Annotated in this window: 20 protein-coding genes; 8 read left to right on the forward strand and 12 right to left on the reverse strand. The window is 69.7% G+C overall.

Annotation, left to right across the window (positions count from 1 at the left end; translation table 11 throughout):
• Window positions 1–3: 3 nt before the first annotated feature.
• The 9 genes from ACEN9J_RS14535 to ACEN9J_RS14575 all read right to left on the reverse strand — a co-directional run bounded on the left by ACEN9J_RS14535 (window position 4) and on the right by ACEN9J_RS14575 (window position 9,731).
• Entirely contained in the window at window positions 4–1,047 is a 1,044-nt protein-coding gene (locus tag ACEN9J_RS14535; protein WP_057593783.1) for an ABC transporter substrate-binding protein, read from the reverse strand.
• Between the two features lie 118 nt (window positions 1,048–1,165).
• Window positions 1,166–1,906 (reverse strand): GntR family transcriptional regulator, encoded by a 741-nt coding sequence (locus ACEN9J_RS14540; protein WP_413764421.1) that lies wholly within the window; start codon window positions 1,904–1,906, stop codon window positions 1,166–1,168.
• Window positions 1,907–1,973: 67 nt separating this feature from the next.
• A complete protein-coding gene (locus ACEN9J_RS14545; RefSeq protein ID WP_413764422.1) occupies window positions 1,974–3,236 on the reverse strand; it encodes an MFS transporter in 1,263 nt (420 codons plus the stop codon).
• 121 nt (window positions 3,237–3,357) lie between these two features.
• Window positions 3,358–3,492, reverse strand: a complete 135-nt coding sequence (locus ACEN9J_RS14550; protein ID WP_412179451.1) for a hypothetical protein — start codon at window positions 3,490–3,492, stop codon at window positions 3,358–3,360.
• A 75-nt stretch (window positions 3,493–3,567) separates the two neighbouring features.
• Window positions 3,568–4,392 (reverse strand): phosphonoacetaldehyde hydrolase, encoded by an 825-nt coding sequence (gene phnX, locus ACEN9J_RS14555; protein ID WP_413764423.1) that lies wholly within the window; start codon window positions 4,390–4,392, stop codon window positions 3,568–3,570.
• Between the two features lie 29 nt (window positions 4,393–4,421).
• Window positions 4,422–5,555: a TIGR03364 family FAD-dependent oxidoreductase gene (locus ACEN9J_RS14560; protein ID WP_413764424.1), complete on the reverse strand. Its 1,134-nt coding sequence runs from the start codon at window positions 5,553–5,555 to the stop codon at window positions 4,422–4,424.
• Window positions 5,552–7,264: a putative 2-aminoethylphosphonate ABC transporter permease subunit gene (locus ACEN9J_RS14565; protein ID WP_413764425.1), complete on the reverse strand. Its 1,713-nt coding sequence runs from the start codon at window positions 7,262–7,264 to the stop codon at window positions 5,552–5,554. Before ACEN9J_RS14565 ends, ACEN9J_RS14560 begins: the two co-directional genes overlap by 4 nt.
• Before the next feature lie 287 nt (window positions 7,265–7,551).
• Window positions 7,552–8,628: an ABC transporter ATP-binding protein gene (locus tag ACEN9J_RS14570; RefSeq protein WP_057593791.1), complete on the reverse strand. Its 1,077-nt coding sequence runs from the start codon at window positions 8,626–8,628 to the stop codon at window positions 7,552–7,554.
• A 71-nt stretch (window positions 8,629–8,699) separates the two neighbouring features.
• Window positions 8,700–9,731, reverse strand: a complete 1,032-nt coding sequence (locus tag ACEN9J_RS14575; RefSeq protein WP_057593792.1) for a putative 2-aminoethylphosphonate ABC transporter substrate-binding protein — start codon at window positions 9,729–9,731, stop codon at window positions 8,700–8,702.
• Window positions 9,732–9,974: 243 nt separating this feature from the next.
• On the opposite strand from ACEN9J_RS14575, the gene ACEN9J_RS14580 reads away from it, so the two are divergent.
• Together ACEN9J_RS14580 and ACEN9J_RS14585 are read left to right on the forward strand one after the other, a co-directional pair.
• Complete coding sequence (locus tag ACEN9J_RS14580; RefSeq protein ID WP_413764426.1) at window positions 9,975–10,541, forward strand: phosphonate degradation HD-domain oxygenase; 567 nt, start codon at window positions 9,975–9,977, stop codon at window positions 10,539–10,541.
• Between the two features lie 118 nt (window positions 10,542–10,659).
• Window positions 10,660–12,450 carry an ABC transporter ATP-binding protein/permease gene (locus tag ACEN9J_RS14585; protein ID WP_413764427.1) on the forward strand — a complete coding sequence of 597 codons (1,791 nt, stop codon included), beginning with the start codon at window positions 10,660–10,662 and terminating at the stop codon, window positions 12,448–12,450.
• Here the strand turns inward: ACEN9J_RS14585 and queC are convergent.
• Window positions 12,408–13,136, reverse strand: a complete 729-nt coding sequence (gene queC, locus ACEN9J_RS14590; RefSeq protein ID WP_413764428.1) for a 7-cyano-7-deazaguanine synthase QueC — start codon at window positions 13,134–13,136, stop codon at window positions 12,408–12,410. The genes ACEN9J_RS14585 and queC overlap by 43 nt on opposite strands.
• Before the next feature lie 159 nt (window positions 13,137–13,295).
• On the opposite strand from queC, the gene ACEN9J_RS14595 reads away from it, so the two are divergent.
• The 4 genes from ACEN9J_RS14595 (at window position 13,296) to ACEN9J_RS14610 (ending at window position 17,608) form a co-directional block, all read left to right on the forward strand.
• Window positions 13,296–13,706, forward strand: coding sequence for a DUF2177 family protein (locus ACEN9J_RS14595; RefSeq protein WP_208512512.1), 411 nt, complete (start codon window positions 13,296–13,298; stop codon window positions 13,704–13,706).
• A 161-nt stretch (window positions 13,707–13,867) separates the two neighbouring features.
• Entirely contained in the window at window positions 13,868–15,337 is a 1,470-nt protein-coding gene (locus ACEN9J_RS14600; RefSeq protein WP_413764429.1) for an alkaline phosphatase, read from the forward strand.
• 31 nt (window positions 15,338–15,368) lie between these two features.
• Window positions 15,369–16,901 (forward strand): alkaline phosphatase, encoded by a 1,533-nt coding sequence (locus ACEN9J_RS14605; protein ID WP_413764430.1) that lies wholly within the window; start codon window positions 15,369–15,371, stop codon window positions 16,899–16,901.
• Window positions 16,898–17,608, forward strand: a complete 711-nt coding sequence (locus ACEN9J_RS14610; protein ID WP_413764431.1) for a hypothetical protein — start codon at window positions 16,898–16,900, stop codon at window positions 17,606–17,608. The genes ACEN9J_RS14605 and ACEN9J_RS14610 overlap by 4 nt, the downstream gene beginning before the upstream one ends.
• 151 nt (window positions 17,609–17,759) lie before the next feature.
• Here the strand turns inward: ACEN9J_RS14610 and ACEN9J_RS14615 are convergent, their stop codons facing one another.
• Both ACEN9J_RS14615 and ACEN9J_RS14620 read right to left on the reverse strand, forming a co-directional pair.
• Window positions 17,760–18,245: a DUF1854 domain-containing protein gene (locus tag ACEN9J_RS14615; RefSeq protein WP_296742385.1), complete on the reverse strand. Its 486-nt coding sequence runs from the start codon at window positions 18,243–18,245 to the stop codon at window positions 17,760–17,762.
• Complete coding sequence (locus ACEN9J_RS14620; RefSeq protein ID WP_413764432.1) at window positions 18,245–20,524, reverse strand: ABC transporter ATP-binding protein; 2,280 nt, start codon at window positions 20,522–20,524, stop codon at window positions 18,245–18,247. Before ACEN9J_RS14620 ends, ACEN9J_RS14615 begins: the two co-directional genes overlap by 1 nt.
• Window positions 20,525–20,663: 139 nt before the next feature.
• Between ACEN9J_RS14620 and cphA (ACEN9J_RS14625) the strand changes: the two genes are divergently transcribed.
• Together cphA (ACEN9J_RS14625) and cphA (ACEN9J_RS14630) are read left to right on the forward strand one after the other, a co-directional pair.
• On the forward strand, window positions 20,664–22,901 hold the full coding sequence (cphA, locus tag ACEN9J_RS14625; RefSeq protein WP_261217902.1) for a cyanophycin synthetase: 2,238 nt from the start codon (window positions 20,664–20,666) through the stop codon (window positions 22,899–22,901).
• Between the two features lie 69 nt (window positions 22,902–22,970).
• The gene (gene cphA / locus ACEN9J_RS14630; RefSeq protein ID WP_057593802.1) at window positions 22,971–25,538 is read left to right on the forward strand and encodes a cyanophycin synthetase; all 2,568 of its coding nucleotides are present in this window, start codon (window positions 22,971–22,973) and stop codon (window positions 25,536–25,538) included.
• The last annotated feature ends 118 nt before the right edge of the window (window positions 25,539–25,656 follow it).

Genomic DNA, 25,656 nt, shown 5'->3' on the forward strand with positions numbered 1-25,656 from the left:
GCCTCAGGCGGCCATCTTGGCGACGAAGCTCGAATCGACGAGCCCGCTCAGGTCCTTGGGCATGGCCGAGATCTGCGCCGACTCCAGCAGGAACTGCGCCTGCGTCTGCAAGGTCTTGAGCACGCCCGTGTCCTTCTCGCCGGGCTTGCCCATCCAGTGGCTCTGCAGCTGCTCGCGCGCGGGCACCGGGTAGAAGGTGTTGAGCGAGCGCATCACCGCGGCCTCGTCGACGTTGAGGAACTTCGTCATGGTCTCGACCACTTCCTTCGGTTCCTGCTTGAAGGTGCGCGCGATCTGCTCGTAGTCCTTGAGGAAGGCCAGCACCAGGTCGGGCGACTTCTGCTTGAACTCGTCGCGCACCAGCAGCCCGTCGAAGATCAGCAGGTTGTTCTTGTTGAGGTCGCCGGTCTTGAAGATGATCTTGCCGCCGTCCTCGGTCAGGCGCGGCAGCACCGGCACCCAGATGTAGCTGGCATCGATCTCGCGGCGCTGCCAGGCCGAGGCGATCTGGTCGGCGCGCATGTTGATGAGTTGCACGTCCGCCAGCCCGATGCCCGCGGTCTTGAGCGCCGCCACCGCGGCGAAGTGCACCGAGGTGTTGAACGGCAGGCCGATCTTCTTGCCCTTGAGCCCCGCCACCGTGGTGATGCCCGAGTTGCCCTGCACCACCAGGCATTCGCTGTCGACGATGTTCTTGTAGACGTAGACCATCGAGGCCTTCAGCCCGTTGGCGTAGCCGACCATCATCGGGCTGGAGCCGATGTTGCACATGTCGAGGCTGCCGCCGGCCATGGCCGCGATCACCTCGGAGCCCGCGCGCACGGTCACGAAGTCGGCGCTGGTGCCGGCGCCGAAGGTCTTGGCCGCCATGTTCTTCGCGCGGATGTAGTTCTGCGCATCGATGGCGCCGAAGGTGCCGAGCTTGACCGAACGCGCCTGCGCGGCGGCCGGGCCCGAGGCCCCGAGCAGCAGCGAGCCGGCGGAAGAGGCCAGCAGCATGTGGGCGCTGGCCAGGTGGAACTCGCGGCGGGAGAGATTCAACTTCATGCGACGGCCTTTCTTCGAACAGACGAAGGAACTGGAGCCCCGGCAACGAGGCCTTGGGCCGCACTTTAGGCGATCAGAATATATTCTGTCTACGCAAAAACCCGACCCAGCCGCTTTTTCAGGGCTTGAGCAGCCGGATCAGGTAGCGCGAGCCGTGCGTCAGGTCGTCGCGCATCGCCTGTCCGAGCGCGTCGCCGTCGCGCCGGCGCAGGGCGTCCATCGCGGTCAGATGCGTCTCGTGGCCCGTGAGACTGCCGCAGTACTGCGGGAACAGCAGGTTGAGCGTGGGGCCGACGCGCAGCCACAGGCTCTCGATGATGCGGATCAGGATGGCTTGGCCCGAGGCTCGATATATCGAGAGATGGAATTCGGTGTTCTCGAGCAGGGTGCGGTGCGCGTCGCCGGCCCGGATCGCCGCCAGGTGCGCCTGCACCACGCCGTCGAGGCGCTCGATCTCGTCGTTCGAGATGCGCGGCGCGGCCTCCTTGGCCGCCAGGCATTCGAGCTCCATGCGGATCTTGAGGATCTCGCGGTAGGTCTCGACGTCGAGGCGCGGCACGCGGATGGTGCGGCCGTTGACCACCTCGAGCCCGTGCTCCACCACCAGCCGCTGCACCGCCTCGCGCACCGGCGTCAGGCTCACGCCCTGGCTCTCGGCCACGCCGCGCACGGTCAGCACCTGCTCGGGCAGCAGCGCGCCGGTCATCAGCGACTGGCGAAGCTGCTGGTAGACCTGATCGGTCAGCGTGTCGGCGCGCGCCCCCTGCGCGTCGTCCGGCGACACCGCTTCCGCATGGGCGGCGCGGCGCGCGCGCGGGCGGACGTCGGGTCGGCGGGCGGTGGGCTTGGAAGCGGGCATCGGGGGTCGGCTCGAAGAATCTGTCGCTTGAATATACTCTGCCGCCCCAGACCGCCCGGACGGCGGCTCAGGCCGGCGCGACGCGGCGGCCGCGCCCCATGACGCGGTAGAGCAGGAAGGCCGCGATCGAGACGTTGACGAGGTTCCAGCCGATGCCGTTGAGGAAGGCCGCGTGGTAGCTGCCCGTGAGGTCGAACACCTTGCCCGACATCCAGCCGCCGAGCGCCATGCCGAACAGCGTGAACATCAGCACCGTGCCCACGCGCGCGCCCGCCTCGGAGGCCGGGAAGTGCTCGCGCACGATGATCGCGTACGAGGGCACGATGCCGCCCTGGAACAGGCCGAACAGCGCCGACACCACGTACAGCGGCACCAGCCCGTCGAAGGGCAGGAACAGCAGCAGCGCCACGCACTGCAGCGCGCCGCCGAGCAGCAGCGTGCGCAGCCCGCCGATGCGGTCGCAGATGGCGCCCGACACCAGCCGGCTCACCACGCCGAAGGCCAGCATCAGCGAGAGCATCTGCGCGCCGCGCGCGGCGCCGAAGCCGAGGTCGCTGCAGTAGGCCACGATGTGCACCTGCGGCATCGCCATCGCCACGCAGCAGGCCACGCCCGCCACGCACAGCAGGCCCTGCGCCGCGCCGGTGCTGAAGCCGAAGGGCCGCGCGAGGTTGCGCACCGCGGCGCCGCCGTGACCGGCAACGGGCGGTGCCGCGACGGCCGCCGGCGGACGCGCGCGGAAGAAGAAGGCCAGCGCCACCATCGTGACGCTGCAGAACAGTCCCATGCCGATGTAGGTCTGGCGCCAGCCCACGGTCTCGATGAAGTGCTGCACGATCGGCGGCCACACCGCGCCCGCCACGTAGTTGCCGCTGGCGCAGATCGCCACCGCGATGCCGCGCCGCTTGACGAACCACAGCGAGGTGTCGGCCACCAGCGGCGCGAAGGCCACCGAGCTGCCGAGCAGGCCGACCAGCAGGGTCTGGGCGATGGTGAAGGAGACGATGCCGCCGGCGAGGCCCGAGGCGACGTAGCCGAGACCGAGGCAGACGGCGCCGCCGAGCAGCGGCCACATGATGCCGAAGCGGTCGGCCAGCTTGCCCATGAGCACGCCGCCGATGCCGAAGCCCAGCATCAGCAGCGTGTAGGGCAGCGAGGCCTGCGCGCGGTCGATGCCGAACTCGGCCTGCACCGAGGGCAGCATCACCGACACCACGTACATGCCGCTGCTGCCGACGGTCATGATCAGCAGCGTGAGGCCCAGCCGCACCATGGCGTAGCGCGAATCGGGCTGGTGGGAGGGGTGGCGTGCGGCGAGCGTCTCCGTCATCGTTCTCTTTCTTGTCCTGCATGCGTCCGTCAGGGCGACGGCGAGGTCGAGCATACAAGGCCAGCCGCGATGGCGCACGAACGCGCCGCGCGCCAACGGCGCGGCAATGCCCGGGGGCTTGTCAGCCCACCGACGGCGCGACCAGCGGCTGCGCGGCCGAGGCCTTGGGCATCGGACCGCCCGGCCTGGGCTTGTCGTCGCAACCGGCGGCCATCAGGCCGAGGCAGCAGCAGAGTGCGAGGAAGAGGTGTCGCATGGCGGGCATGCTAGGCCCGCCCGATGGGCGGTCAAGTCGGACGCGGGCCCGATCGCGCCGCCGTGAAAACGGAACTCAGCGCCCGGGCCGCTCGCCGGCCGCGAGGCGGCGCTCGATGTCGTCGAGCACCGGCATGAGCTCGGCCACGCTGTCGATCACGTAGTGGGCACCGGCCGCCTTCAGCTGCTCGGTGGCCTGCTCGCGGCGTGCCTGCTGCTCGTCGGCGCCGAGCGCCTGCCATTCGGCCAGGGTCAGCCCCATCACGTTGCCGCTGACCGCGAGGCCCACGGCCCAGGTGCCCGCGTTCAGGCCTTCCTCGAGGCCCACGCCGGTGTCGTCGACCTTCACCACGGCGTGGGCCGGCCACACGCCGAGGTCGGCGAAGCAGCGGTACATCATCAGCGGCGAAGGCCGGCCGGCCGCGAGGTCGCCCGCGCACACGAGGTTGTCGGGCACGTAGCCGCCCTGCGCGGCGATGGCCGCGACCACCTCCATGATCGGGCGGTTGTAGCCGGTGGTCGAACCGATCTTCATGCCGCGCGCACGCGCTGCCGCGATCGCGTCGAGCGCGCCCGGAATGAAGTCGGCATGGTCGCGCGCGCTGGCGGCATTCATCGGCGTGAACACCTCGTAGAGCCGGTCGACATCGGCATCGTTGAAGGCATGGCCGTGCTTCGCCTCCCACTGCGCGGCGATGCGCGGCTGCGAGCCCAGCGCCTTGATGTGGTCCCACTTGGCCATGCCCATCGGGCCGCGCGCCTCGGCGATGGTGATCTCGATGCCGAACTGCTCGAACAGCTTCACGAAGGCGCCCATGGGCGCGCAGGAGCCGAAGTCGAGGATGGTGCCGGCCCAGTCGAAGACGACGGCCTGGAGCCTGGAGGAATGCGTGGCGGACATGAAGAAGAACTCGCGTGAATGAAAAGGGATCACCAGCCGGCGAACACGTCGTGCGCGATGCCGAAGCCGGTGCTGGCGCCGGTGCCGCTGGTGACCAGCACCACGCGGGTCGCGTCGTCGGGCGCGTCGATCACGCAGGGCGTGGTCTTCGAGGAGGGATAGACGCCGTTCCAGCGCTCGACGATCTGCGCGCTCTCGAGGTCGAGCGTGCTGCGCAGGTGGCGCAGGATCAGGCGGTCGACCTCCTCCAGCGCGAAAGGCTCGGGCGCGGCGGCGTAGTGGTGCGAATCGCCGACCACCAGCGAGCCGTCGGCGCTCTGCACCACGATCAGGTGGATGCCGTGCGCGAGCGAAGCCGCTTCTTCCTGCTGCAGGCGCTCGCGCAGCGCGGCGGCCTCGGGCAGCGTGCTGTAGCCCTCGTAGCGCACCAGGCTCAGGTCCATCATCACCGCGCCCGGCAGCCGGAAGCCGGCCTCGGGCTGCACGCGCAGCATCTGCAGCCGGCACAGCGTGAGGTCGTGGGCCGCGATGCGATCGGCGAACAGGCCGTGCAGTTCGCTGTTGGTGCAGACCACCACGCGCTCGGCATGCAGCTCGCCGCGCGAGGTGCGCACGCGCGGCGTCTGCACCTCGAGCACGGCCTCGCCGAAGCGGAAGGTGACGCCGTGCGCGCGCGCCAGCCAGGTGGCGAGCCGGCCGATCGCGGTGCGCGATTCCACGCGCAGCTCGTGCGGGCTGAACAGCACCGAGCGCGCCTCGGCCAGGTGCAGCGCGGGCGCCTTGGCCTGGGCCTCGGCGGCATCGATCAGTTGGCAGGCCTCGCCCATGGGCGTGCGCATGAAGGCCTCGAGCACCGCATGCGCCTCGGGCCGGTAGGCCGCGAGCCACAGGTGGCGGTGCACGATGTCGATGTCGGCCTGCGGCGCGATCTCCTGCCACACGTCGCGCGAATGCATGGCGCGGCGCCAGCTGTCGCCCGGCGCCTGGCCGGTCACGGTGATGAAGCCGAAGTTGCGGATCGAGGCGCCGATGCAGGCGGCGTCGCGCTCGACCACGCAGACCCTGAGACCACGCCTGGCGGCGGTGTAGGCATGCGCGAGGCCGACGATGCCGGCGCCGACGACGATGACGTCGAAGGAGGAGGAGTTGGGAGCGGCGGTCAACGGTGTCTCCAGGCTTGGGTGCGCACGAGCGCCCAGCGGCCGGCCAGCGCGAACAGGCCGCGACCGGCGGCGGCCGTGAGCATGATCAGCGAGGCCATGGCCGCGGCGGGCGCCACGTCGCCGGCATCGTCCATGTTGAGCACGGCGATGGCGGCCAGCGTGGTCTGCGGCGAATAGAGGAACACGACGGCCGAGACGGTGGTCATCGCATTGACGAAGAAGTAGCCGCCGACATTGAGCACCGTGGGCAGCGCGACCGGCAGGTGCACGCGCCACAGGGTGCGCCAGAACGGGATGCCCATCGATTCGGAGACCAGTTCGTACTCGCGGTCGAGCTGGCGCAGCGCGGTCAGCGAGGTGAGGTGCGCAACCGAGAAGAAGTGGGCCACGGTGCAGACCACGAGGATGGTCATGCTGCCGTAGATGGCGCGCAGCGGGTTCGAGGGCGAGATGAAGAAGAAGATGTAGCCCACGCCGAGCACCAGGCCCGGCACGGCGAGCGGCAGGTTGGCCAGCAGGTTCAGCAGTTCGCGCAGCAGGCCGAAGTGGCGCGGCTTCTCGACCAGGTAGGCCGAGACGAAGCTGAGCAGCGCGCCCGCCACGGCGGCGCAGACCGCGAGCCGCAGCGAGTTGAAGTAGCTGCCCCAGCCGCCGCCGTCCATGTTGCTGAAGTCGTAGTTCTTCAGCGAGGGCGCGAGCTGGTAGGGCCAATAGGTGGCGAGCGAGGCGAACACGGCCATGCCGATCATCACGAGGATGGCGCAGGCCGTGAGCGCGCAGAACACCAGCAGCGCGCGGTCGCGCGTGCGTACCGGCTCGGGCTGGTAGGGCGTGGCGCGCGCCGACAGCGCGGCCGCCTGCTTGCGACGCACGTGGCGCTCGACCAGGAAGGACAGCACGGCCGGGATCAGCAGCACGAAGCCCACCACCGCGCCCATCTGGAAGTTCTGCTGCCCGACCACCTGCTTGTAGATGTCGGTCGCGAGCACGCCGGTCTGGCCGCCCACCACCTTGGGCACGCCGAAGTCGGTGATCACCAGCACGAACACCACCATCGCGGCCACGATCAGCCCGTAGCGCGTGGACGGCAGTGTGACGGTGCGGAACATGCGCCAGCGCGAAGCACCGAGGGTCTGCGCGGCCTCGTAGAGGCGGCCGTCGGAGGTCGCCATCGCGGTGGTGAGGATCAGGAGCGCATGCGGCAGGGTCCAGAACACCGAGCCCAGCACGATGCCCAGCGGGCCATAGATGGACGCGCCACCGAGCAGGCCCTTGAAGAGGCCCTGGTTGCCGAACAGGTAGACCAGGCTGATGGCGGGCAGCAGCGAGGGCGCGAGCAGCGGTATCAGCGCGACGGCGCGCAGCACGCCCTTGGCCGGCATGCACGAGAGCGTGAGGCCATACGCGTAGACGTAGGCGATGGCGGTGCAGATGACGGCGCTGATCGCGGCCAGCCAGAGGCTGTTGAAGGCGGACTGGACCAGGGCGGGGTTGTCGAGGTAGCGCGCGAAGTTGGCGAGGCCCACGAAGGCGCCTTCGCGGTCGAAGAAGCTCTGGCCGACGAGTGCGCCTACGGGCAGTGCGACGATGACCAGCAGCAATGCGACGACGAGCAGTACAGCGGCGCCGGTGAGCCAGCGTTCGCGGTCTACGGCGTTGGCGCGTATCGGCGCCATGGGTGTAGCGATGACGTCTGGGGTGCTGCTCATTTTTTTTGTCCGGGGCGCGTGCACAGGACAGCGGGTACTTCCCTCCGCGAATGTCCCCCGCCTTCGGCTCCTCCTTTATTTCGCTGCGGGAAGCACCCACTGCCCTGTGCACGGAGGCGCAGCAGTGGTGCCAGCCGGTTCAACCGACCTGCTCCAGACTCACGTCGATGGGGTACTCCCCGCAGCGAAATCAAGGAGGAGCCCGAAGGGCGGGGGACATTCGCGGAGGGGAGTACCCCGTCGGCGTGAGTCCGCCCCGAACCTTGCATCGCAAGACAACACGTCATTCAATGCGCCAGCACCGACAGCGCATGCAAAGGCAACTGGATATGCACCATGCTGCTCGGCACCAGCGGCTCGCCGCCATTGCCTTGCGCATCGGCCGGCAGCTCGGCCTCGATCTCGATGCCCAGCGGCTCGCAGGCCAGGCGCGCGGCGGTGCGGTTGCCGAAGAACTCGGTGTCGAGCAGGCGTGCCGCGAAGCTGTTGGCGCCGAGTTCGGCACCGAAGCGCTTCACCACCACATGCTCGGGACGGATGCCCACGGTGGCCTGCGAACCCACGCTGAGGTTGCCGGGGGCGCAGAACAGCTCGGCATCGCGCACGCGCACCTTGCCATCGGCCAGCACCGTGGCCGGCAGCATGTTCATGCGGCCGACGAAGCCCGCGACGAAACGCGTGCGCGGCTGGCGGTAGAGCTCGTCGGGGGTGCCGGCCTGCTCGATGCGCCCGTCGTGCATCAGCACCACGCGGTCGGCCATCGAGAGTGCCTCTTCCTGGTCGTGCGTGACCATGATGGTGACGATGCCCAGGCGCTTCTGCAGCGCGCGGATCTCGGTGCGCAGGCTCGCTCGCACCTGCGCGTCGAGCGCGGACAGCGGCTCGTCGAGCAGCAGCAGGCGCGGATTGGGCGCGAGCGCACGCGCCAGCGCTACGCGCTGCTGCTGGCCGCCCGAGAGCTGCACCGGGTACTTGTCGGCATGCGCCGCCAGGCCCACCAGGTCGAGCATCTCGCGCGAACGCTTGGCCATCTCGCGCGCCAGCGCGCCAGTCGGATGCAGGCCGTAGGCGATGTTCTGCGCCGCCGTCAGGTTGGGGAACAGTGCGTACGACTGGAACACCACGCCGAAGCCGCGCGCCGCCGGCGGCAGGCCCGCGATGTCCTGGCCGCCGAGCAGGATCTGCCCGCGGTCCGCGCGCTCGATGCCGCAGACGATGCGCAGCAAGGTCGTCTTGCCGCAGCCCGAGGGGCCGAGCAGGCAGACGAACTCGCCGGGTTCGATGTCGAGGTCGATGCCGTCGAGCACGCGCGTCGCGCCGAAGGATTTTTCGATGCCGCGGAGGGAAAGAAAGCTCGTCGTCATGCGCGGCTGCCTGCTGGGAGAGAAGAAGGAATCGGGAGAGGAAGAGAGGAATGCAAGGAGCCGTCAGCTCTTCACATCGGCTTCTTTTCCGACTTCGATTCGTAGCGCTTCGACCACTCGGCCAGGATGCGGTCGCGGTTCGCGGCGGCCCAGGTGAAGTCGTTCTTGGCCAGCAGCTTCTCCACGTCGCCCGGCACGAATTCCAGCTTCTCCTGGATGCCCGGCAGCGCCAGCACCGCGAAGTTCTTCGCGTAGAGCTCGTTGGCCTGCTTCGTCACGGCCCAGTCGGCCAGTGCCTTGGCGGCTTCCTGCTTCTTGCTGGTCTTGATGATGCCGGTGGCTTCCATGTCCCAGCCCAGGCCTTCCTTGGGCAGCACGATGTCGATCGGCGCGCCGTCGCGCTTGGTCTTGTTGGCGCGGTATTCGAAGGACATGCCGAGCGCGAACTCGCCGGCGCCGGCCTGGCGGCAGGGCTTGCTGCCCGACTGGCTGTAGATGCCGATGTTCTGGTGCAGCGCGTCCATGTACTTCCAGGCCTTGTCCTCGCCCATCATCTGGATCCAGCCCGAGACCATCAGGTAGCCGGTGCCCGATGCGGCCGGGTTGGGCATCGTGATCTGGCCCTTGTAGACCGGGTTCGTGAGGTCGGCCCAGCTCGTGGGCTTGGGCAGGTTCTTCTTGGTCGCTTCGGCGGTGTTGAAGCAGATGGCCGAGGACCACACGTCCATGCCCACCCACTTGGGCGGGTTGGCCGGATCGCGCATGGTGGGCTTCACCGCGTCGAGCCCCTTGGGGGCGTAGGGCTGCAGCATGCCTTCCTTGTCGAGCAGCATCAGCGAGGTGGCGGCCAGGCCCCACACCACGTCGGCCTGCGGGTTGGCCTTCTCGGCCAGCAGCTTGGCGGTGACGATGCCGGTGGAGTCGCGCACGAACTTCAGCTCGATGGTCGGGTTCTCCTTCTCGAACGCGGCCTTGTAGGCCTGCACCTGGTCGGCCTCGAGCGCGGTATAGACCAGCAGCTCGGTGCGGCCCTGGGCGGTGGCGGCGAAGGCCAGCGAAAGCAGGGCGGGCACGGCGGCCCAGCGAAGACAACGACGCAGCATGGTGAGATCCCTCGGGAAAGAAATGAAGCGGAAAGCGAAAGAAAAACGAAAACGCAACACGGTGGCGCAGGCCTGCCGTGGACGCGGCGATGCTGGCAGCGGCGTGTGACAGGGATTTGTCAAACGCATGCGTTGGGGCATGCCAAAACCCTTCCCGCGACCGGGCTCGCACCAGCGGTCACGGCCTTGTCATCGAGATCCGCGAACTTCGGTGTGCTGTCGCCCGCGCTTCGTTTCAGAACAATGACACTCGACCTCGCCGAGATCGCCCGCCTGTTTGCCGAACGCGGCGGCGTCGCCTATGCGGGCGAGCCGGTGTCGCAGGCCGAGCACGCGCTGCAATGCGCCTGGCTGGCCGAGCAGGCCGAGGCCGGCGATGCGCTGGTCACGGCCGCGCTGCTGCACGACCTGGGCCACATGCTGATCACCGAGCACCAGACGCTCGAGCGCTCGCCGACCGAGCTCGGCATCGACGACCGCCACCAGTACATCGCGCTGCCGCTGCTGCGCGGCGCCTTCGGCCTCGAGGTGCGCGAACCGATCCGGCTGCACGTGGATGCCAAGCGCTACCTCTGCGCGACCCGGCCCGACTACTTCGCGCGGCTCTCGCCCGATTCGGTGCGCAGCCTGCAACTGCAGGGCGGGCCGATGAACGACGCGGCCGCGCGGCGCTTCGCCGACCATCCGTGGTCGGGCGATGCGATCCGGCTGCGACTGTGGGACGAGGAGGCGAAGGTCGACGGCCTGAAGACGCCGCCGCTCTCGCATTTCCTGGCGACCGCGGCGCGCGTGATGCTGAACACCTGGTGAGGGCAGCGCGGGCCGGTCGCATGCCGTGCCGGCATGTTTCAGCCCGGTTTAAGAAACATTTGTCTACTATGGCCTCCTCACGATGACCGGCGCGCCTGCGCCAGCGAGGAAAGCCAGCATGTCTCCCACCGTCAACGAACGCGCCCGCAGCTTCCTGCAGGTGCTGCGGCGCGTCTTCGCGCTCGCGGCGCCCTACTTCCGCTCCGAGGAGAAATGGCGGGCGCGGCTCATGCTGCTGGGCATCGTCGCACTGAACCTGTTCTATGTGTACGTGGCCGTGCTGGGCAACCAGTGGTATGGCCGCTTCTACGACGCGCTGCAGAACAAGGACGCCGTGAGCTTCTGGCGCGAGGTCCGGGTCTTCGGCTGGATCGCCTTCTTCAACATCGCGGTGCAGGTGCTCAAGTTCTACGTGACGCAGCTGCTGCAGCTGCGCTGGCGCACCTGGATGACACGCGACTACCTGTCGCGCTGGATGTCCGACCGCACCTTCTATCACCTCGAGCTCGCGCGCTACGCGAACCAGAACGGCCATGCGCCCGACAACCCCGACCAGCGGATCCAGGAGGACATGCAGCTGTTCACCGACTACACGATGACGCTGTCGATGGGCCTGCTGAATGCCGTGGTCACGCTGGTGAGCTTCGTCGGCATCCTCTGGGGCCTGTCGGGCAACTTCTCCTTCTCGCTGGGCGGCAGCACCTACCAGATCGCGGGCGCCATGGTCTGGCTGGCCGTCGTCTATTGCGTGGTCGGCACGGCCATCACCCACTTCGTCGGCCGGCCGCTGATCGGCATCAACTTCCGCCAGCAGCGCTTCGAGGCCGACTTCCGCCATCACCTGGTGCGGGTGCGCGAGTACAGCGAGGCCATCGCGCTCGACAAGGGCGAGAAGGTGGAGCACGCCCAGCTCGACCTGCGCTTCGGCAGCGTCCTGCGCAACTACCTGCTGCTCATCAAGCAGCAGAAGAACCTGGTCACCTTCACCTCGTTCTTCGGCCAGGCCGCGGTGATCTTCCCGTTCCTGGTCGCCGGCCCGCGCTTCTTCGGCGGCGCCATCCAGCTGGGGCAGCTGATGCAGATCGGCTCGGCCTTCGACAAGGTGCAGGGCTCGCTGAGCTGGTTCGTCGACAACTACGACCGCGTGGCGATCTGGCGCGCGACCACCGACCGCCTGACCAGCTTCGACGACGCCATGCGCGCCCACGCGGCCCAGTCCATGCCGCTGCAGCGCGAGCAGAACGCCGAGCTGCGCACCGACGATCTCGCGGTCTCGCTGCCCGACGGCACATCGCTGCTCGCCGGCGCCGCGCTGGCCGTGAAGTCCGGCGAGAGCGTGCTGCTGCAAGGCCCCTCGGGCAGCGGCAAGTCGACGCTGTTCCGCACCTTCGCGGGCATCTGGCCATTCTCGAAGGGGCGCCTGCAGGTGCCCGACAACGTCGCCTTCATGCCGCAGCGCCCCTACGTGCCCGACGGCAAGCTGCGCGATGCGCTGACCTACCCCAACCCCGCCACCGACTTCAGCGACGACCAGCTGCGCCAGGCCCTGAACGACGCCCTGCTGCCCGACCTTGCCGGCCGGCTCGACGACAGCGATGCCTGGAGCCAGAAGCTCTCGGGCGGCGAGCAGCAGCGCCTGGCGATCGCGCGCGTGCTGCTGCGCAAGCCGGCCTGGCTGTTCGCCGACGAGATCACGAGCGCGCTCGATGCCCAGGCCGAGAGCACGCTCTACCGGCGGCTGGGCGCGATGGTGCAGGCAGCGGGCGGTTCGATGGTGTCGATCGCGCACCGCGCGGCGGTGGGCGAGTTCCATGGCCAGCGCTGGACGCTGGTGCCGCAGGCCGATGGCGCGGCCGGCGGCGCGCGCTACCGGCTCGAAGCCTCGGCGGCTCCGGCGGCGGCCACGTAGCAATCCCAGCCCTTGGCGCGCAGCTCGCACGCCGGACACTCGCCGCACCCATAGCCCCAGGCCTGCCGGTGCGTGCGGTCGCCCAGGTAGCAGGTGTGGGTCTCCTCCACGATCAGGTCGACCAGCGGCTGGCCGCCGAGGCGGTGCGCGAGCTGCCAGGTCTCGGCCTTGTCGATCCACATCAGCGGCGTGTCGATCACCAGCCGACGCTCCAGCCCCAGCGACAGCGCGAGCTGCATCGCCTTCATGGTGTCGTCGCGGCAGTCGGGGTAGCCCGAGAAGTCGGTCTCGCAGACGCCGGTGACGATCACCTGCAGCCCGCGCCGGTAGGCCAGCGCGCCGGCCAGCGTGAGGAACAGCAGGTTGCGTCCCGGCACGAAGGTGTTGGGCAGGCCGTCGGCCTGCATCTCGAACGCGACCTCCTCGGTCAGCGAGGAGCCGCCGAGCTGCGCCAGCGCCGCCAGCGTGAGCACGTGGTCCTGGCCCAGGCGTGGCGCCCAGTCGGGAAAACGCTCGCGCAGCGAGGCGAGGATGCCGGCGCGCACGTCGAGCTCGACGCGGTGGCGCTGGCCGTAGTCGAAGCCTAGGGTCTCGACGCGCTGGTACTTCGAGAGGGCATCGGCCAGGCAGGTGGTGGAGTCCTGCCCGCCGGAGAACAGGACGAGGGCGGTGGTGTGCAGGGGCATGATGGGCTCGAGGAATGAACGGCAAGGCGCATCGGTGCGCGGGAACGACGGAGCTGTAGTCCGAACGCGCGATTTTCGCAGCCCGCGCCGCCGGCGCTACCCGCGGCCCCCGGGCCTCGCTACGATGGCCGCGACACCCCACCCATCCGCACCGCCGCCATGACCACCAAACACCTCGCCGCCTGGGCCGCCACCTTCCTGGTGATGGCGCTGATCGATTCGCTCTGGCTCGGCGTGATCGCCAAGAACCTCTACCAGCAGGGGCTGGGCCACCTGATGGCCTCCGAGCCGAAACTGGGCTTCGCGGCACTGTTCTACCTGCTGTACCCGGTGGGGCTGGTGTTCTTCGCGGTGCTGCCCGGCGCCGAGGCCGCGAGCCTCGCGCGCACCGCGCTGCTGGGCGCCCTGCTCGGCCTGTTCGCCTACGCGACCTACGACCTCACCAACCTCTCGATCATGAAAGGCTGGCCGCTGGGCCTGTCGCTGCTCGACATGGCCTGGGGCACCTTCGCGAGCGGCGTGGCGGCAACGGCGGGCGGGGCGGCGCTGCGCTGGGCGGCATCCCGCTGAAATCGCGCCGGCCGGGCATGGCGCGCTTTTTTTAACGGCGCGTCGAACTTTTCATGCCCGCGTGCATCGCGTCACGCGAGAGTCATGCGGCCTCCCTAGATTGCTTCTCCAGAAACGGCGCGCAGGAGGCGCGCCGAACGGATAACCACCAAGGGAGTCGCATGACCCGACACTTCATTGCCCCGGCGCTGCTGGGCGTTTCACTGCTGCTGTCCGCCTGCGGCGGCAGCGACAGCCACGGCGGCCTGCTGCCGCTGATTCCACCCACCACCAACCCGCCGGCGGCGGAAGCGCCGAAGAACATCCTGTTCTTCCTCGGCGACGGCATGGGCATCCCCACGCTGACCGCCGCGCGCATCTACAAGGTCGGCGAGGACGGCGACCTCACGATCGACACGCTGCCCGAGACGGCCTTCGTCCACACCTATTCGAACGACGCCCAGGTGACCGACAGCGCGCCCTCGATGTCGGCCTACATGACCGGCGTGAAGATGAACAACGAAGTCATCTCGATGAGCCCCGACACCCAGGCCACCGATGCCGCGGGCAAGGCCTACCACGCCAGCTTCGACAGCACCTGCCCCCCGAGCAACGGCCGCGCGGTGGAAACGCTGCTCGAGCAGAGCAAGGCCCGTGGCTACGCGACCGGCGTGGTGACCACCACGCGCATCACGCACGCGACGCCCGCGGCCACCTACGCGCACGTGTGCCACCGCGACGCCGAGAACACCATCGCCGCCGCGCTGGTGCCCGGCGGCGCCGGCTACAACACCAGGCTGGGCGACGGCGTCGACGTCGTCTTCGGCGGCGGCACCGACTACTTCACGCCCAAGGAAGACGGCGGCAAGCGCAACGACAAGCGCAACCTGATCGCCGAACTGAAGAGCGCGAAGTACGGCTTCGCCGCCAGCAAGGCCGAGTTCGACAAGCTGCCGGCCGACGGCACGACCAAGATCGCCGGCCTGTTCACCAAGAGCCACATGGCCTACGACCTGGACCGCGACGCCGGCAAGGAACCGAGCCTGGCCGAGATGACCGGCAAGGCCATCGACGCGCTGGCCGCGCGCAGGAAGGGCTTCTTCCTGATGGTGGAAGGCGGTCGCATCGACCATGCGCTGCACGCCACCAACGCGCGCCGCGCGCTGCAGGACACGGGCGCCTTCGACGACGCCATCAAGCTCGCGCTCGACAAGATGAAGGCCATCGACCCGGGCCTGAAGAACACGCTGGTGGTGGTCACGGCCGACCACGACCACACGCTGCAGCTCAACGGCTATGCCGCGCGCACCGGCAAGACCGAGGCCGGCAAGCCGGGCGTGCTCGGCCTGGTGAAGGACTACGTCGACACCAGCAAGACCAGCAAGGACGTGGACGGCAACCCGTACACCATCATCGGTTTCGGCAACGGCCCGCGCCGCCTGTCCTCGCGCGGCCCGATCGGCGACGCCGAGCTCGAAGGCAAGGACTACAGGCAGGAAGCCGTGGTGCCGATGGACGCGGCCAGCGACTCCGAAACGCATGGCGGCGCCGACGTGTTCCTCGGCGCGCAGGGCCTGGGCGCGGAGAACTTCTCCGGCGTGATCACCAACACGGACGTGTTCGGCCTGATCCGGAAGGCGGTCGGCCTCTGAGGCACGCACCGCAGCCACCGACCCCATCACCATGAGCACGACCATGAACCGCATCACCCGCAACACCCGCCTGGCCGCCGCGATCCTGTGCGCCGCCGCCGGCACCCTGGCCGGCAGCGCGCACGCCGCCGGCGAAGCCAGGAACGTCATCTTCTTCCTCGGCGACGGCATGGGCCCGGTCACCGTGACGGCCGCGCGCATCTACAAGGGCGAGAAGCAGCTCGCGGCCAGGCCCGGCTCGCTCGCGAGCCCGGAACGCGCCCACCTCGTCATGCAGTCGCTGCCCTTCGCGGCGCGCGTGAAGACCTTCTCGCTCGACGGCCAGACCACCGACAGCGCGCCCTCGATGGCCGCCTACATGACCGGCGTGAAGATGCGCAACGAGGTGATCTCGATGTCGAGCGACACCACCGCCGTCGACGGCACGGGCACCCAGTACATCAACGGCGAGAACACCACCTGCCCGCCGACCAACGGCAAGGCGGTGGACACGCTGCTCGAGCTCGCCAAGGCCAAGGGCCGCGCGGTGGGCGCGGTGTCGACCACGCGCGTGGGCCACGCCACGCCGGCCACCACCTACGCCCACATCTGCAACCGCAACGGCTACAACACCATCGCCGAGCAGAGCACGCCGGGCCATGCCAACTACAACCCCAAGCTGCTCGACGGCATCGACGTGCTGATGGGCGGCGGCCAGCGCAACTACCTGCCGAAGTCGGTCAACCCGAGCAGCAAGCGCACCGACAACGTGGACCTGGTGGCCGCGATGCAGGCCAAGGGCTACGCCTATGTCGACACCGGCACCAAGCTGCGCGCCGTCGACACCGCCGCCACCGGCAAGCTGCTGGGCCTGTTCTCGCAGAGCGAGATGGCCTACGAGCTCGACCGCGTGAAGCAGAACCTCGACCAGCCGAGCCTGTCGGAGATGACCGAGAAGGCGCTGGGCGTGCTCAGCCGCAACGACAAGGGCTTCTTCCTGATGGTGGAGGGCGGGCGCATCGACCATGCGCTGCACGGCACCAACGCCAAGCGCGCGCTGGAAGACACGCTGGCCTTCGACGCCGCGATCCAGACCGCGCTCGACTACATGAACAGGAAGGACCCGGGCCTGAAGAACACGCTGGTGGTGGTCACGGCCGACCACGACCACGCGATCGCCTTCAACGGCTATCCGAAGATCGGCAACCCGATCCTCGGCAAGGTCAACGGCTACGCCGACGGCAAGCCCTCGAAGGCCGCCGACGGCAAGCCCTACACCACGCTGGTGTTCGGCAACGGCGGCCGGCCCAACGCGAGCGCGGGCAGCCAGGTCAACCCGGAAGACGGCAACAAGCCGTGGATCGCGCCGGCGCGCGCGCCGAACCGCGACGACCAGAGCGCGATGAACACCGAGGACGACAACTTCCTGCAGGAGGTCGGCATCAACCTCGGCGCGCCCGGCTCCGAAACCCATGGCGGCGGCGACGTGATGCTGTTCGCCGGCGGCGCGGGCTCGAAGATCTTCAAGGGCACCCTCGAGAACATCAAGGTGTTCGACAAGGTCCGGCAGGCGGCGGGCCTGTGACGGCGGCCGCGAAGCTCCAGGCGTTGCTGGCTGCAACGGTCCTCGCGGCCGTCCCGCTGGCGGCGGGTGCCGCGGGCGACGCCCAGGCACCCGACCAGAACCTGCGCATCCAGCACCACGTGCTGTCGATCGGCAAGGACGGCGTGCAGCGCGAGAGCCGCTACGCCGACCGCATGTTCCGCCGCGCCGGCACGGTGTGGATCGAACGCGAGCTGCCGGCCGCGCTGCGCGCCGACCACGAGCACGAGGCCCGCGACGCCAAGGTGCACATCGGCCATGCGCATGCCGACAACACGGCCGCGCCCCTGTGGCTGCGCCGCGATGCCAGCGGCAAGGTGGAGGTCGGCATGGTGCTGCGCGCGCAGCGCAAGCTGATCGAGGTCGATGCGGCCAACTACGGCAACGTCGGCTACGGCGGCTCGTGGGCGCCTGCCTACTGGCTGGTCGACCCGGCGGTGCTGCCGCGCATGAAGTCCCTGGGCGCCGCGGGCCCGGGCGTGCAGCGCTACGAGCAGCAGCAGGGCGAGAGCACGGTGCGCATCGACTGGGACGTGGCCGGCCGCTATGCGCGCAGGATCGAGCAGCGCAACGCGCACGGCACCTCGCTCAACACGATGACCGCCATGCCGATCGCGGCGCCGAAGACGCTACCCTGGCAGGCGGTCGAGGCCTACGAGCGCGGCGACTATTCGGATTTGCTGGACTGAAGAATCGGGATCGGACAGCCGAACGCAGAAGGGAACCCAAAGCTCGCAAAAGTCGCAGAAGGAAACCCATTTGCTTCGGCTGTTCCCTTCTTCTACTTCTGCGACTTCTGCGTACCTTCGCGCCCTCTGCGTTCTGCCCCCGCTCCCGTATTCAGAGAAAACGCTCGAGCAGCTTGCGCGACGCCCGGTCGAGCGCCTTCACGTCGGCAATGCGGAACTGCACCCCATGCGCGCTCGCGATCAGCAGCGCGCCATGCTCGAGCCGGCGGATGTCCTCCTCGGCCTTGAGCACGAAGCGGGTGTCGCCGCGGTCGGTGCTCACGGTCCAGGTGCTGGGCACGCCGAAGCTCGACACGGCGTGCAGCTTGAGCAGCGTGGGCGCGAAGTCGCGCACCGCGAGTTCTTCCTCGAGCAGCGCGCGCGCCGCGGACGGCAGCTGATCGACGCGGTCGATCCACACCAGTTCGCGGCCCTCGCCGCCGACCAGCGAGATGCCCTCGCCCGGCGCGCTGAGCGGAAAGGCCCGCACCGCGGAAATGCCCACGTGCCGCTGGCCCTGCGCATCGGTCAGCACCAGCCGGCCGAAGGCATCGCGCTCGAGCCCGAAGTCGGGCGGGGTGATCGTCGTCGTTTCCATCATGCCTCTCCCGCCGGGTGCGCCGCATGGCTCACCGGGATGCCCTGCGCGCCCACGCGCTCGTTGGCCGCGCCTTCGCTGGCGTCGTCGTCGCCCTGGCGCAGCTGCGCCTGGTAGAGACGCCAGTAGGCGCCCTGCTTCGCCATGAGTGCGTCGTGCGGGCCGACCTCGACGATCTCGCCGCGGTCCATCACCACCAGGCGGTCGGCCTTGCGCAGGGTCGAGAGCCGGTGCGCGATCGCGATCGTGGTGCGGCCCTGCACGAGGTTGTCGAGCGCCTTCTGGATCTCCTTCTCGGTCTCGGTGTCGACCGCCGAGGTGGCCTCGTCGAGGATCAGGATGCGCGGGTCGATCAAGAGAGCGCGCGCGATGCTGATGCGCTGGCGCTCGCCGCCCGACAGGCCCTGGCCGCGCTCGCCCACCAGCGAGTCGTAGCCGTGCGGCAGGCGCAGGATGAAGTCGTGCGCATGGGCGGCGCGCGCCGCGGCCACGATCTCCTCGCGCGTGGCGTCGGGCTTGCCGTAGGCGATGTTCTGCGCGATGGTGCCGAAGAACAGGAAGGGCTCCTGCAGCACCAGCCCGACGTGGCGCCGGTAGTCGGCCACGGCGAAGCGGCGGATGTCGGTGCCGTCGACCTCGATCGCACCCTCGGTGGCGTCGTAGAAGCGGCAGATCAGGTTGACCAGCGTGCTCTTGCCCGAGCCGCTGTGGCCCACCAGGCCGATCATCTCGCCGGGCTCGATGCGCAGGTCGAGGTCGTGGATGACGGCGCGCGAGCCGTAGCGGAAGCCCAGCCCGCGCATCGCGATCGCGCCCTGCACCCGCTCCACCTTCACCGGGTTCGCGGGTTCGGGCACGTTGCTCACGTGGTCGAGGATGTCGAAGATGCGCTTGGCGCCGGCCGCGGCCTTCTGCGTCACCGAGACGATGCGGCTCATCGAGTCCATGCGCGTGTAGAAGCGGCCGATGTAGGCGATGAAGGCGGTCAGCACGCCCACCGTGATGCTGCCGCGCGCCACCTGCCAGATGCCGAAGGCCCAGACCACCAGCAGGCCGATCTCGGTCAGCAGCGACACCGTGGGCGTGAACACCGACCAGGTGCGGTTGAGCTTGTCGTTGACCTGCAGGTTGTAGGCATTGGCGGCGCGGAAGCGCTCGGCCTCGCGGCGCTCCTGCGCGAAGGCCTTGACCACGCGGATGCCGGGGATGGTGTCGGCCAGCACGTTGGTGACCTCGGACCAGACGCGGTCGATCTTCTCGAAGCCGGTGCGCAGCCGGTCGCGCACCACGTGGATCATCCAGGCGATGAAGGGCAGCGGCACCAGCGTGACCACGGCCAGCAGCGGATTGATCGAGATCAGGATCGCCGCCGTCATGACGATCATCAGCACGTCGTTGGCGAAATCGAGCGCGTGCAACGAGAGGAAAACGTTGATGCGGTCGGTTTCGGAGCCGATGCGCGCCATCAGGTCGCCGGTGCGCTTGCCGCCGAAGTAGTCGAGCGGCAACGTGAGCAGGTGCTCGTAGGTGGTGGTGCGCAGGTCGGCGCCGATGCGCTCGGACACCAGCGCCAGCAGGTAGGTGCGCGCCCAGCCCAGGCCCCAGCCGACCAGCGCCGCGCCGAGCAGCCCGCTCAGGTAGAGGCCCACGCGCATCGGATCGATCTTCTGCCCGTTCTGGAACGGGATCAGGATGTCGTCCATCAGCGGGATCGTGAGGTAGGGCGGCACCAGGGTGGCGGCCGTGGACAGCACCGTGAGGAAGAAGCCGGCGATCAGCTGCTTGCGGTAGGGCCGGGCGAAGCGGCCCAGCCGCAGCAGCACCCAGGTCGAGGGCGGGGTCTGGAGCTCGGTGTCGACCTCGTCGCCGTCGGCCTCGGGTGTCGCGCGCGCGACACCCGCCGCGTTGGCGCGCTGGCCGAACAGCCGCAGCAGGCGCAGCGCGGCGACCTGCTGGGCCAGGGTGTAGCGCCAGCGCACCAGCCGCCCGCGCCCGTCGACGAGATCGAGCAGGCCGACCCCGGACTGGTCGCTCAGCTGCAGTTCGAGCGCCGGGTCGGCGAGCGACCACTCACGCCACACGCCTTTGCCGCCGGGGTCCAGCGCCAGCAGCCGGCGATCTGTGAGCGCCACCAGGCCAAAACCGAAACGAAGTTCTTCATCGAGGTCAACCGACAGTGTTGCCAGAACGTTTTCCGCGACTGCGAGCCGGCTTTTCAGAGCTTCTGAAACCGCTTCGTTTTCGCCCTCCTGGGTGCCGACTGGATCGTGATGTTGCATTGTGTTTCTTTGACTCTTGCCCGTCGCGGCCCGTTGGGACCGCGCCATGACGCCCTTCGCGGGGCGCCGATTCTGACCGATCGCCATGGGCGCGCTTGAAGGCGCCGCGGTGCTCGGCCAAAGCACATCGAACGTTTGCATGACCCGTTTCGACGACATTCGCCTGCTGCGCATCAACTATTTGCGCGGCCCGAGCATCTGGACCTACCGCCCGGTGCTCGAAGTCTGGCTGGACCTCGGCCGGCTCGAGGAATTCCCCTCCAACAAGATCGAAGGCTTCGGCGACCGGCTGACGACCCTGCTGCCGGCGCTGATCGAGCACCACTGCGGCGTCGGCGAGCGCGGCGGCTTCATCCAGCGGCTGCGCGAAGGCACCTGGTCGGGCCACGTGCTCGAGCACGTGGTGATCGAGCTCTTGAACCTGGCCGGCATGGCCACCGGTTTCGGCCAGACCCGCGAGACCTCGGTCTCGGGCACCTACCGCATGGTGTTCCGCTCGCGTGACGAGCAGGTGGCGCGGGTGGCGCTGGCCGAGGGCCACCGCATCATGATGGCCGCGATCAACGACGACCCGATCGGCCCGGCCGACGTGCAGGCCGCGATCGAGGCGATCAAGTCGAAGGTCGACGACTGCTACCTCGGCCCGAGCACCGAGGCGATCGTGAATGCCGCGATCGACCGCGACATCCCCTACATGCGCCTGAACAGCGGCAACCTGGTCCAGATGGGCTACGGCGCCAACCAGCAGCGCATCTGGACCGCCGAGACCGACTACACCAGCGCCATCGGCGAATCGATCGCCAGCGACAAGGTGCTGACCAAGTCGCTGCTCGCGGGCTGCGGCATCCCGGTGCCCGGCGGCCAGGCGGTCGCCAGCCCGGCCGAGGCCTGGGAAGTGGCCGAGGACATGGGCGTGCCGGTGGTGGTCAAGCCCTCCGACGGCAACCACGGCCGCGGCGTGATCCTGGACCTGACCAAGCGCGAGGACATCGAGGCCGCCTTCTCCGTGGCCGAGCGCCACGGCAGCGAAGTGCTGGTCGAGCGCTACATCCGCGGCGAGGAGCACCGCGTGCTGGTCGTCGGCGGCCGCATGGTGGCGGCCGCGCGCGGCGAGACCGTCTGGGTCACGGGCGATGGCAAGTCGAACTGCAGCGAGCTCATCGACCTGCAGATCAACAGCGACCCGCGCCGCGGCGACACGGAAGACTTCCCGCTGTCCTTCCTGGGCGCGCGCGACGGCGCGATCCTGTCGGACCTGCGCCGCCAGGGCCTGGAGCCCGAATCGGTGCCCGAGGCCGGCCGCCGCGTGCTGATCCAGCGCAACGGCAACGTCGCGATCGACTGCACCGACAGCGTCCATCCCGAGGTCGCGCACATGGTCGAGCTGGCCGCGCGCGTGGTCGGCCTGGACATCGCGGGCATCGACCTGGTGTGCGAGGACATCTCCAAGCCGCTCGGCCCGCAGGGCGGCGCCATCGTCGAAGTCAACGCCGGCCCCGGCCTGCTGATGCACCTGAAGCCGGCCGTCGGCTCGCCGCGCCCGGTGGGCCGCGCGATCTGCGACCACCTGTTCCCCGATGACTCGCAAGGCCGCATCCCCGTGGTGGGCGTGGCCGGTTCGCGCGACAACGCGGTGATCGCCCGCCTGGTGGCCTGGCTGGTCGGCCTCGGCGGCCGCCACACCGGCCTGGCCTGCCGCGACGGCCTGTTCCTCGAGCGCCGCCGCGTCGACGCGCGCGACAGCGCCAACTGGGAAGCCGGCCACCGCCTGCTGATGAACCGCCAGGTGCAGGCCGTGGTGATCGAGAACGGCGCGCGCACCATCCTGCAGGACGGCCTGCCCTACGACCGCTGCGAGGTCGGCATCGTGACCGACCTCGGCGGCTTCGAGCAGCTGGGCGACTTCGACATCCGCGAGAGCGACCACATGGTCAAGGTGCTGCGCACCCAGGTCGACGTGGTGCTGCCCGAGGGCACCGCGGTGCTCAACGCCGACGACGAACGCGTGGCCGGCCTGGCGCCGCTGTGCGACGGCGCCGTGATCCTCTACAGCGTGGACGCGCAGGCCGCGTCGCTGACGGCCCACCAGGCCGCCGGCGGCAAGGCGGTGCTGATCCGCCAGGACCGCGTGGTGCTGGCCAACGGCACCAGCGAGTCGTTCCTGCCGGGCCTGGGCCGCCTCACCGTTTGGCGCGCCACCCATGCCGGCGTCAGCCTCGAGAGCCTGCTGGCCGCCGTGGCCGCGGCCTGGGCGCTGGGCATTCCGCTCAACCTCATCGGCGCGGGCATCGAGGCCTTCGAGGCCGACCTGCAGGCGGCACTGGCCTCGCTGCAGCTCTCGCAGAGCCAGCCCTCGCCCCAGCTCCAGCTCGCCTGATCCACCCGGTTCCTCCGCGCATCCGCGCGGGGGCACCCGCCGATACCCCCTGAAGAACCGCGCCGCCCCATGAAAGTCACCCGCACCCGCGCCCTTCGCGGCCCCAACCTCTGGAGCCGCCACACCGCCATCGAGGCGGTCGTTGCCTGCGAAGGCGACGAGAACGCCATCGGCCGGCTGGCCGGCTTCGAGGACCGCCTGCGCGCGGCCTTCCCGACCATCGGCGAGCTGCACCCGATGGTGCTGGGCCAGCCGCTGGCGCTGGCCCACGTGCTGGAGAACGCGGCCGTGGCGCTGCAGGCCCAGGCCGGCTGCGCGGTCAACTTCGGCCACACCTCGCCCACGCTGGAAGAAGGCGTCTACCAGGTGGTCGTGCAATACACCGAGGAGGCCGTGGGCCGCCGCGCGCTCGAGCTGGCCGAGGCGCTGATCGCCGCGGCGCAGAACGGCACCGCCTTCGATGCCACCGCCGCCATCACCGAGCTGCGCGACCTCGACGAATCGGAACGCCTGGGCCCGAGCACCGGCTCCATCGTCGATGCCGCCGTCGCGCGCGGCATCCCCTACCGCCGCCTCACCACCGGCAGCCTGGTGCAGTTCGGCTGGGGCTCGAAGCAGCGCCGCATCCAGGCCGCCGAGGTCGACAGCACCAGCGGCGTGGCCGAGTCGATCGCGCAGGACAAGGAGCTCACCAAGCAGTTGCTCAACGCCGCCGGCGTGCCGGTGCCGCTGGGCCGCCCGGTGGCCGACATGGACGACGCCTGGGCCGCCGCGCAGGAGATCGGCATGCCCGTGGTGGTGAAGCCGCAGGACGGCAACCAGGGCAAGGGCGTGACCGTCAACATCACGACGCGCGAGCAGCTCGACGCCGCCTACAAGGCCGCCGACGCCTACGGCGAGGTGATGGTCGAGAAATTCCTGCCGGGCTTCGACTTCCGCCTGCTGGTGGTGGGCGACCGCCTGGTGGCCGCCTCGCGCCGCGATCCGCCGCACGTGATCGGCGACGGCAGCGCCACCGTGCGCCAGCTGGTCGACACGGTCAACCTCGATCCGCGCCGCGGCGAGGGCCATGCCACCTCGCTGACCAAGATCCGCCTCGACGACATCGCCGTCGGCCGGCTCGAGGCGCAGGGCCTCACGCCCGAGAGCGTGCCCGCGCTGGGCCAGCGCGTGGTGCTGCGCAACAACGCCAACCTCTCGACCGGCGGCACCGCCACCGACGTGACCGACACCGTGCACCCCGAGGTGGCGGCGCGCGCGGTCGACGCGGCGCAGATGGTCGGCCTGCACATCTGCGGCGTCGACGTGGTCTGCGAGAGCGTGCTGCGCCCGCTCGAAGAGCAGCACGGCGGCATCGTCGAGGTCAATGCCGCACCGGGCCTGCGCATGCACATCTCGCCCTCGTTCGGCCGCGGCCGCGCGGTCGGCGAGGCGGTGGTCGATGCGCTGTTCGCCCATGGCGACGACGGCCGCATCCCGGTGATCGCGGTCACCGGCACCAACGGCAAGACCACCACCACGCGGCTGATCAACCACATCGTCGCCTCCAGCGGCCTGCGCACCGGCATGACGAACACCGACGGCGTGTACGTCGATGGCCGCCAGACCGACAGCGGCGACTGCAGCGGCCCGAAGAGCGCGCGCAACGTGCTGCTGCATCCCGACGTGGACGCGGCCGTGTTCGAGGTCGCGCGCGGCGGCGTGCTGCGCGAGGGCCTGGGCTTCGACCGCTGCTCGGTGGCCGTGGTCACCAACATCGGCAGCGGCGACCACCTGGGCCTGAACTACATCACCACCGTCGAGGACCTCGCGGTGCTCAAGCGCGTGGTGGTGCGCAACGTGGCGCCCGGCGGCTACGCCGTGCTCAACGCGGCCGACCCCAACGTCGCCGCGATGGCCACCAACTGCCCGGGCGAGGTGATCTTCTTCGCGGCCGACCGCCAGCATCCGGTGATGGCCACGCACCGCGCGCAGGGCAAGCGCACCGTCTACGTCGACCAGGACACGGTGGTGGCGGCCGAAGGCTCGTGGCGCGAACGCATCGCGCTGCGCGACGTGCCGATCACGCGCGGCGGCAGCATCGGCTTCCAGGTCGACAACGTGATGGCCGCCGTGGCCGCGGCCTGGGCCGTGGGCCTGGACTGGGACACCATCCGCAGCGGCCTCGCGAGCTTCCTCAACGACGCCGCCGGCGTGCCCGGCCGCTTCAACGTGATGGACTACCGCGGCGCCACCGTGATCGCCGACTACGGCCACAACACCGACGCCATGCGCGCGCTGGTCTCGGCCGTGGACACCATGCCCGCGAAGAAGCGCTCGGTGGTCATCAGCGGCGCGGGCGACCGGCGCGATTCCGACATCCGCGACCAGACCGCGATCCTGGGCCAGGCCTTCGACGACGTGATCCTCTACCAGGACGCGGCCCAGCGCGGCCGCGCCGACGGCGAGGTGATGGGCCTGCTGCGCCAGGGCCTGCAGGGCGCGACCCGCACGCGCCAGATCGACGAGATCCGCGGCGAATTCATCGCCATCGACGCCGCGCTGGCCCGGCTGCAGCCCGGCGACCTCTCGCTGATCCTGGTCGACCAGGTCGACGAAGCGCTCGCTCACCTCGCGAAGCGCATCGCCGAGGGCTGAGCCCTCGGCCTGCGGGATTCGTCCCACACGCGGGGGCGCGTCCCGCCGGGTCCGCAATCTGTGCCGTCCCACAGGCCGCGCGCGCCGCGCGGCCGGACACTGGGCCTCCAGTCGCGCA

The organism is Variovorax sp. Varisp41 (assembly GCF_047325085.1).
GTDB lineage: Bacteria > Pseudomonadota > Gammaproteobacteria > Burkholderiales > Burkholderiaceae_C > Variovorax.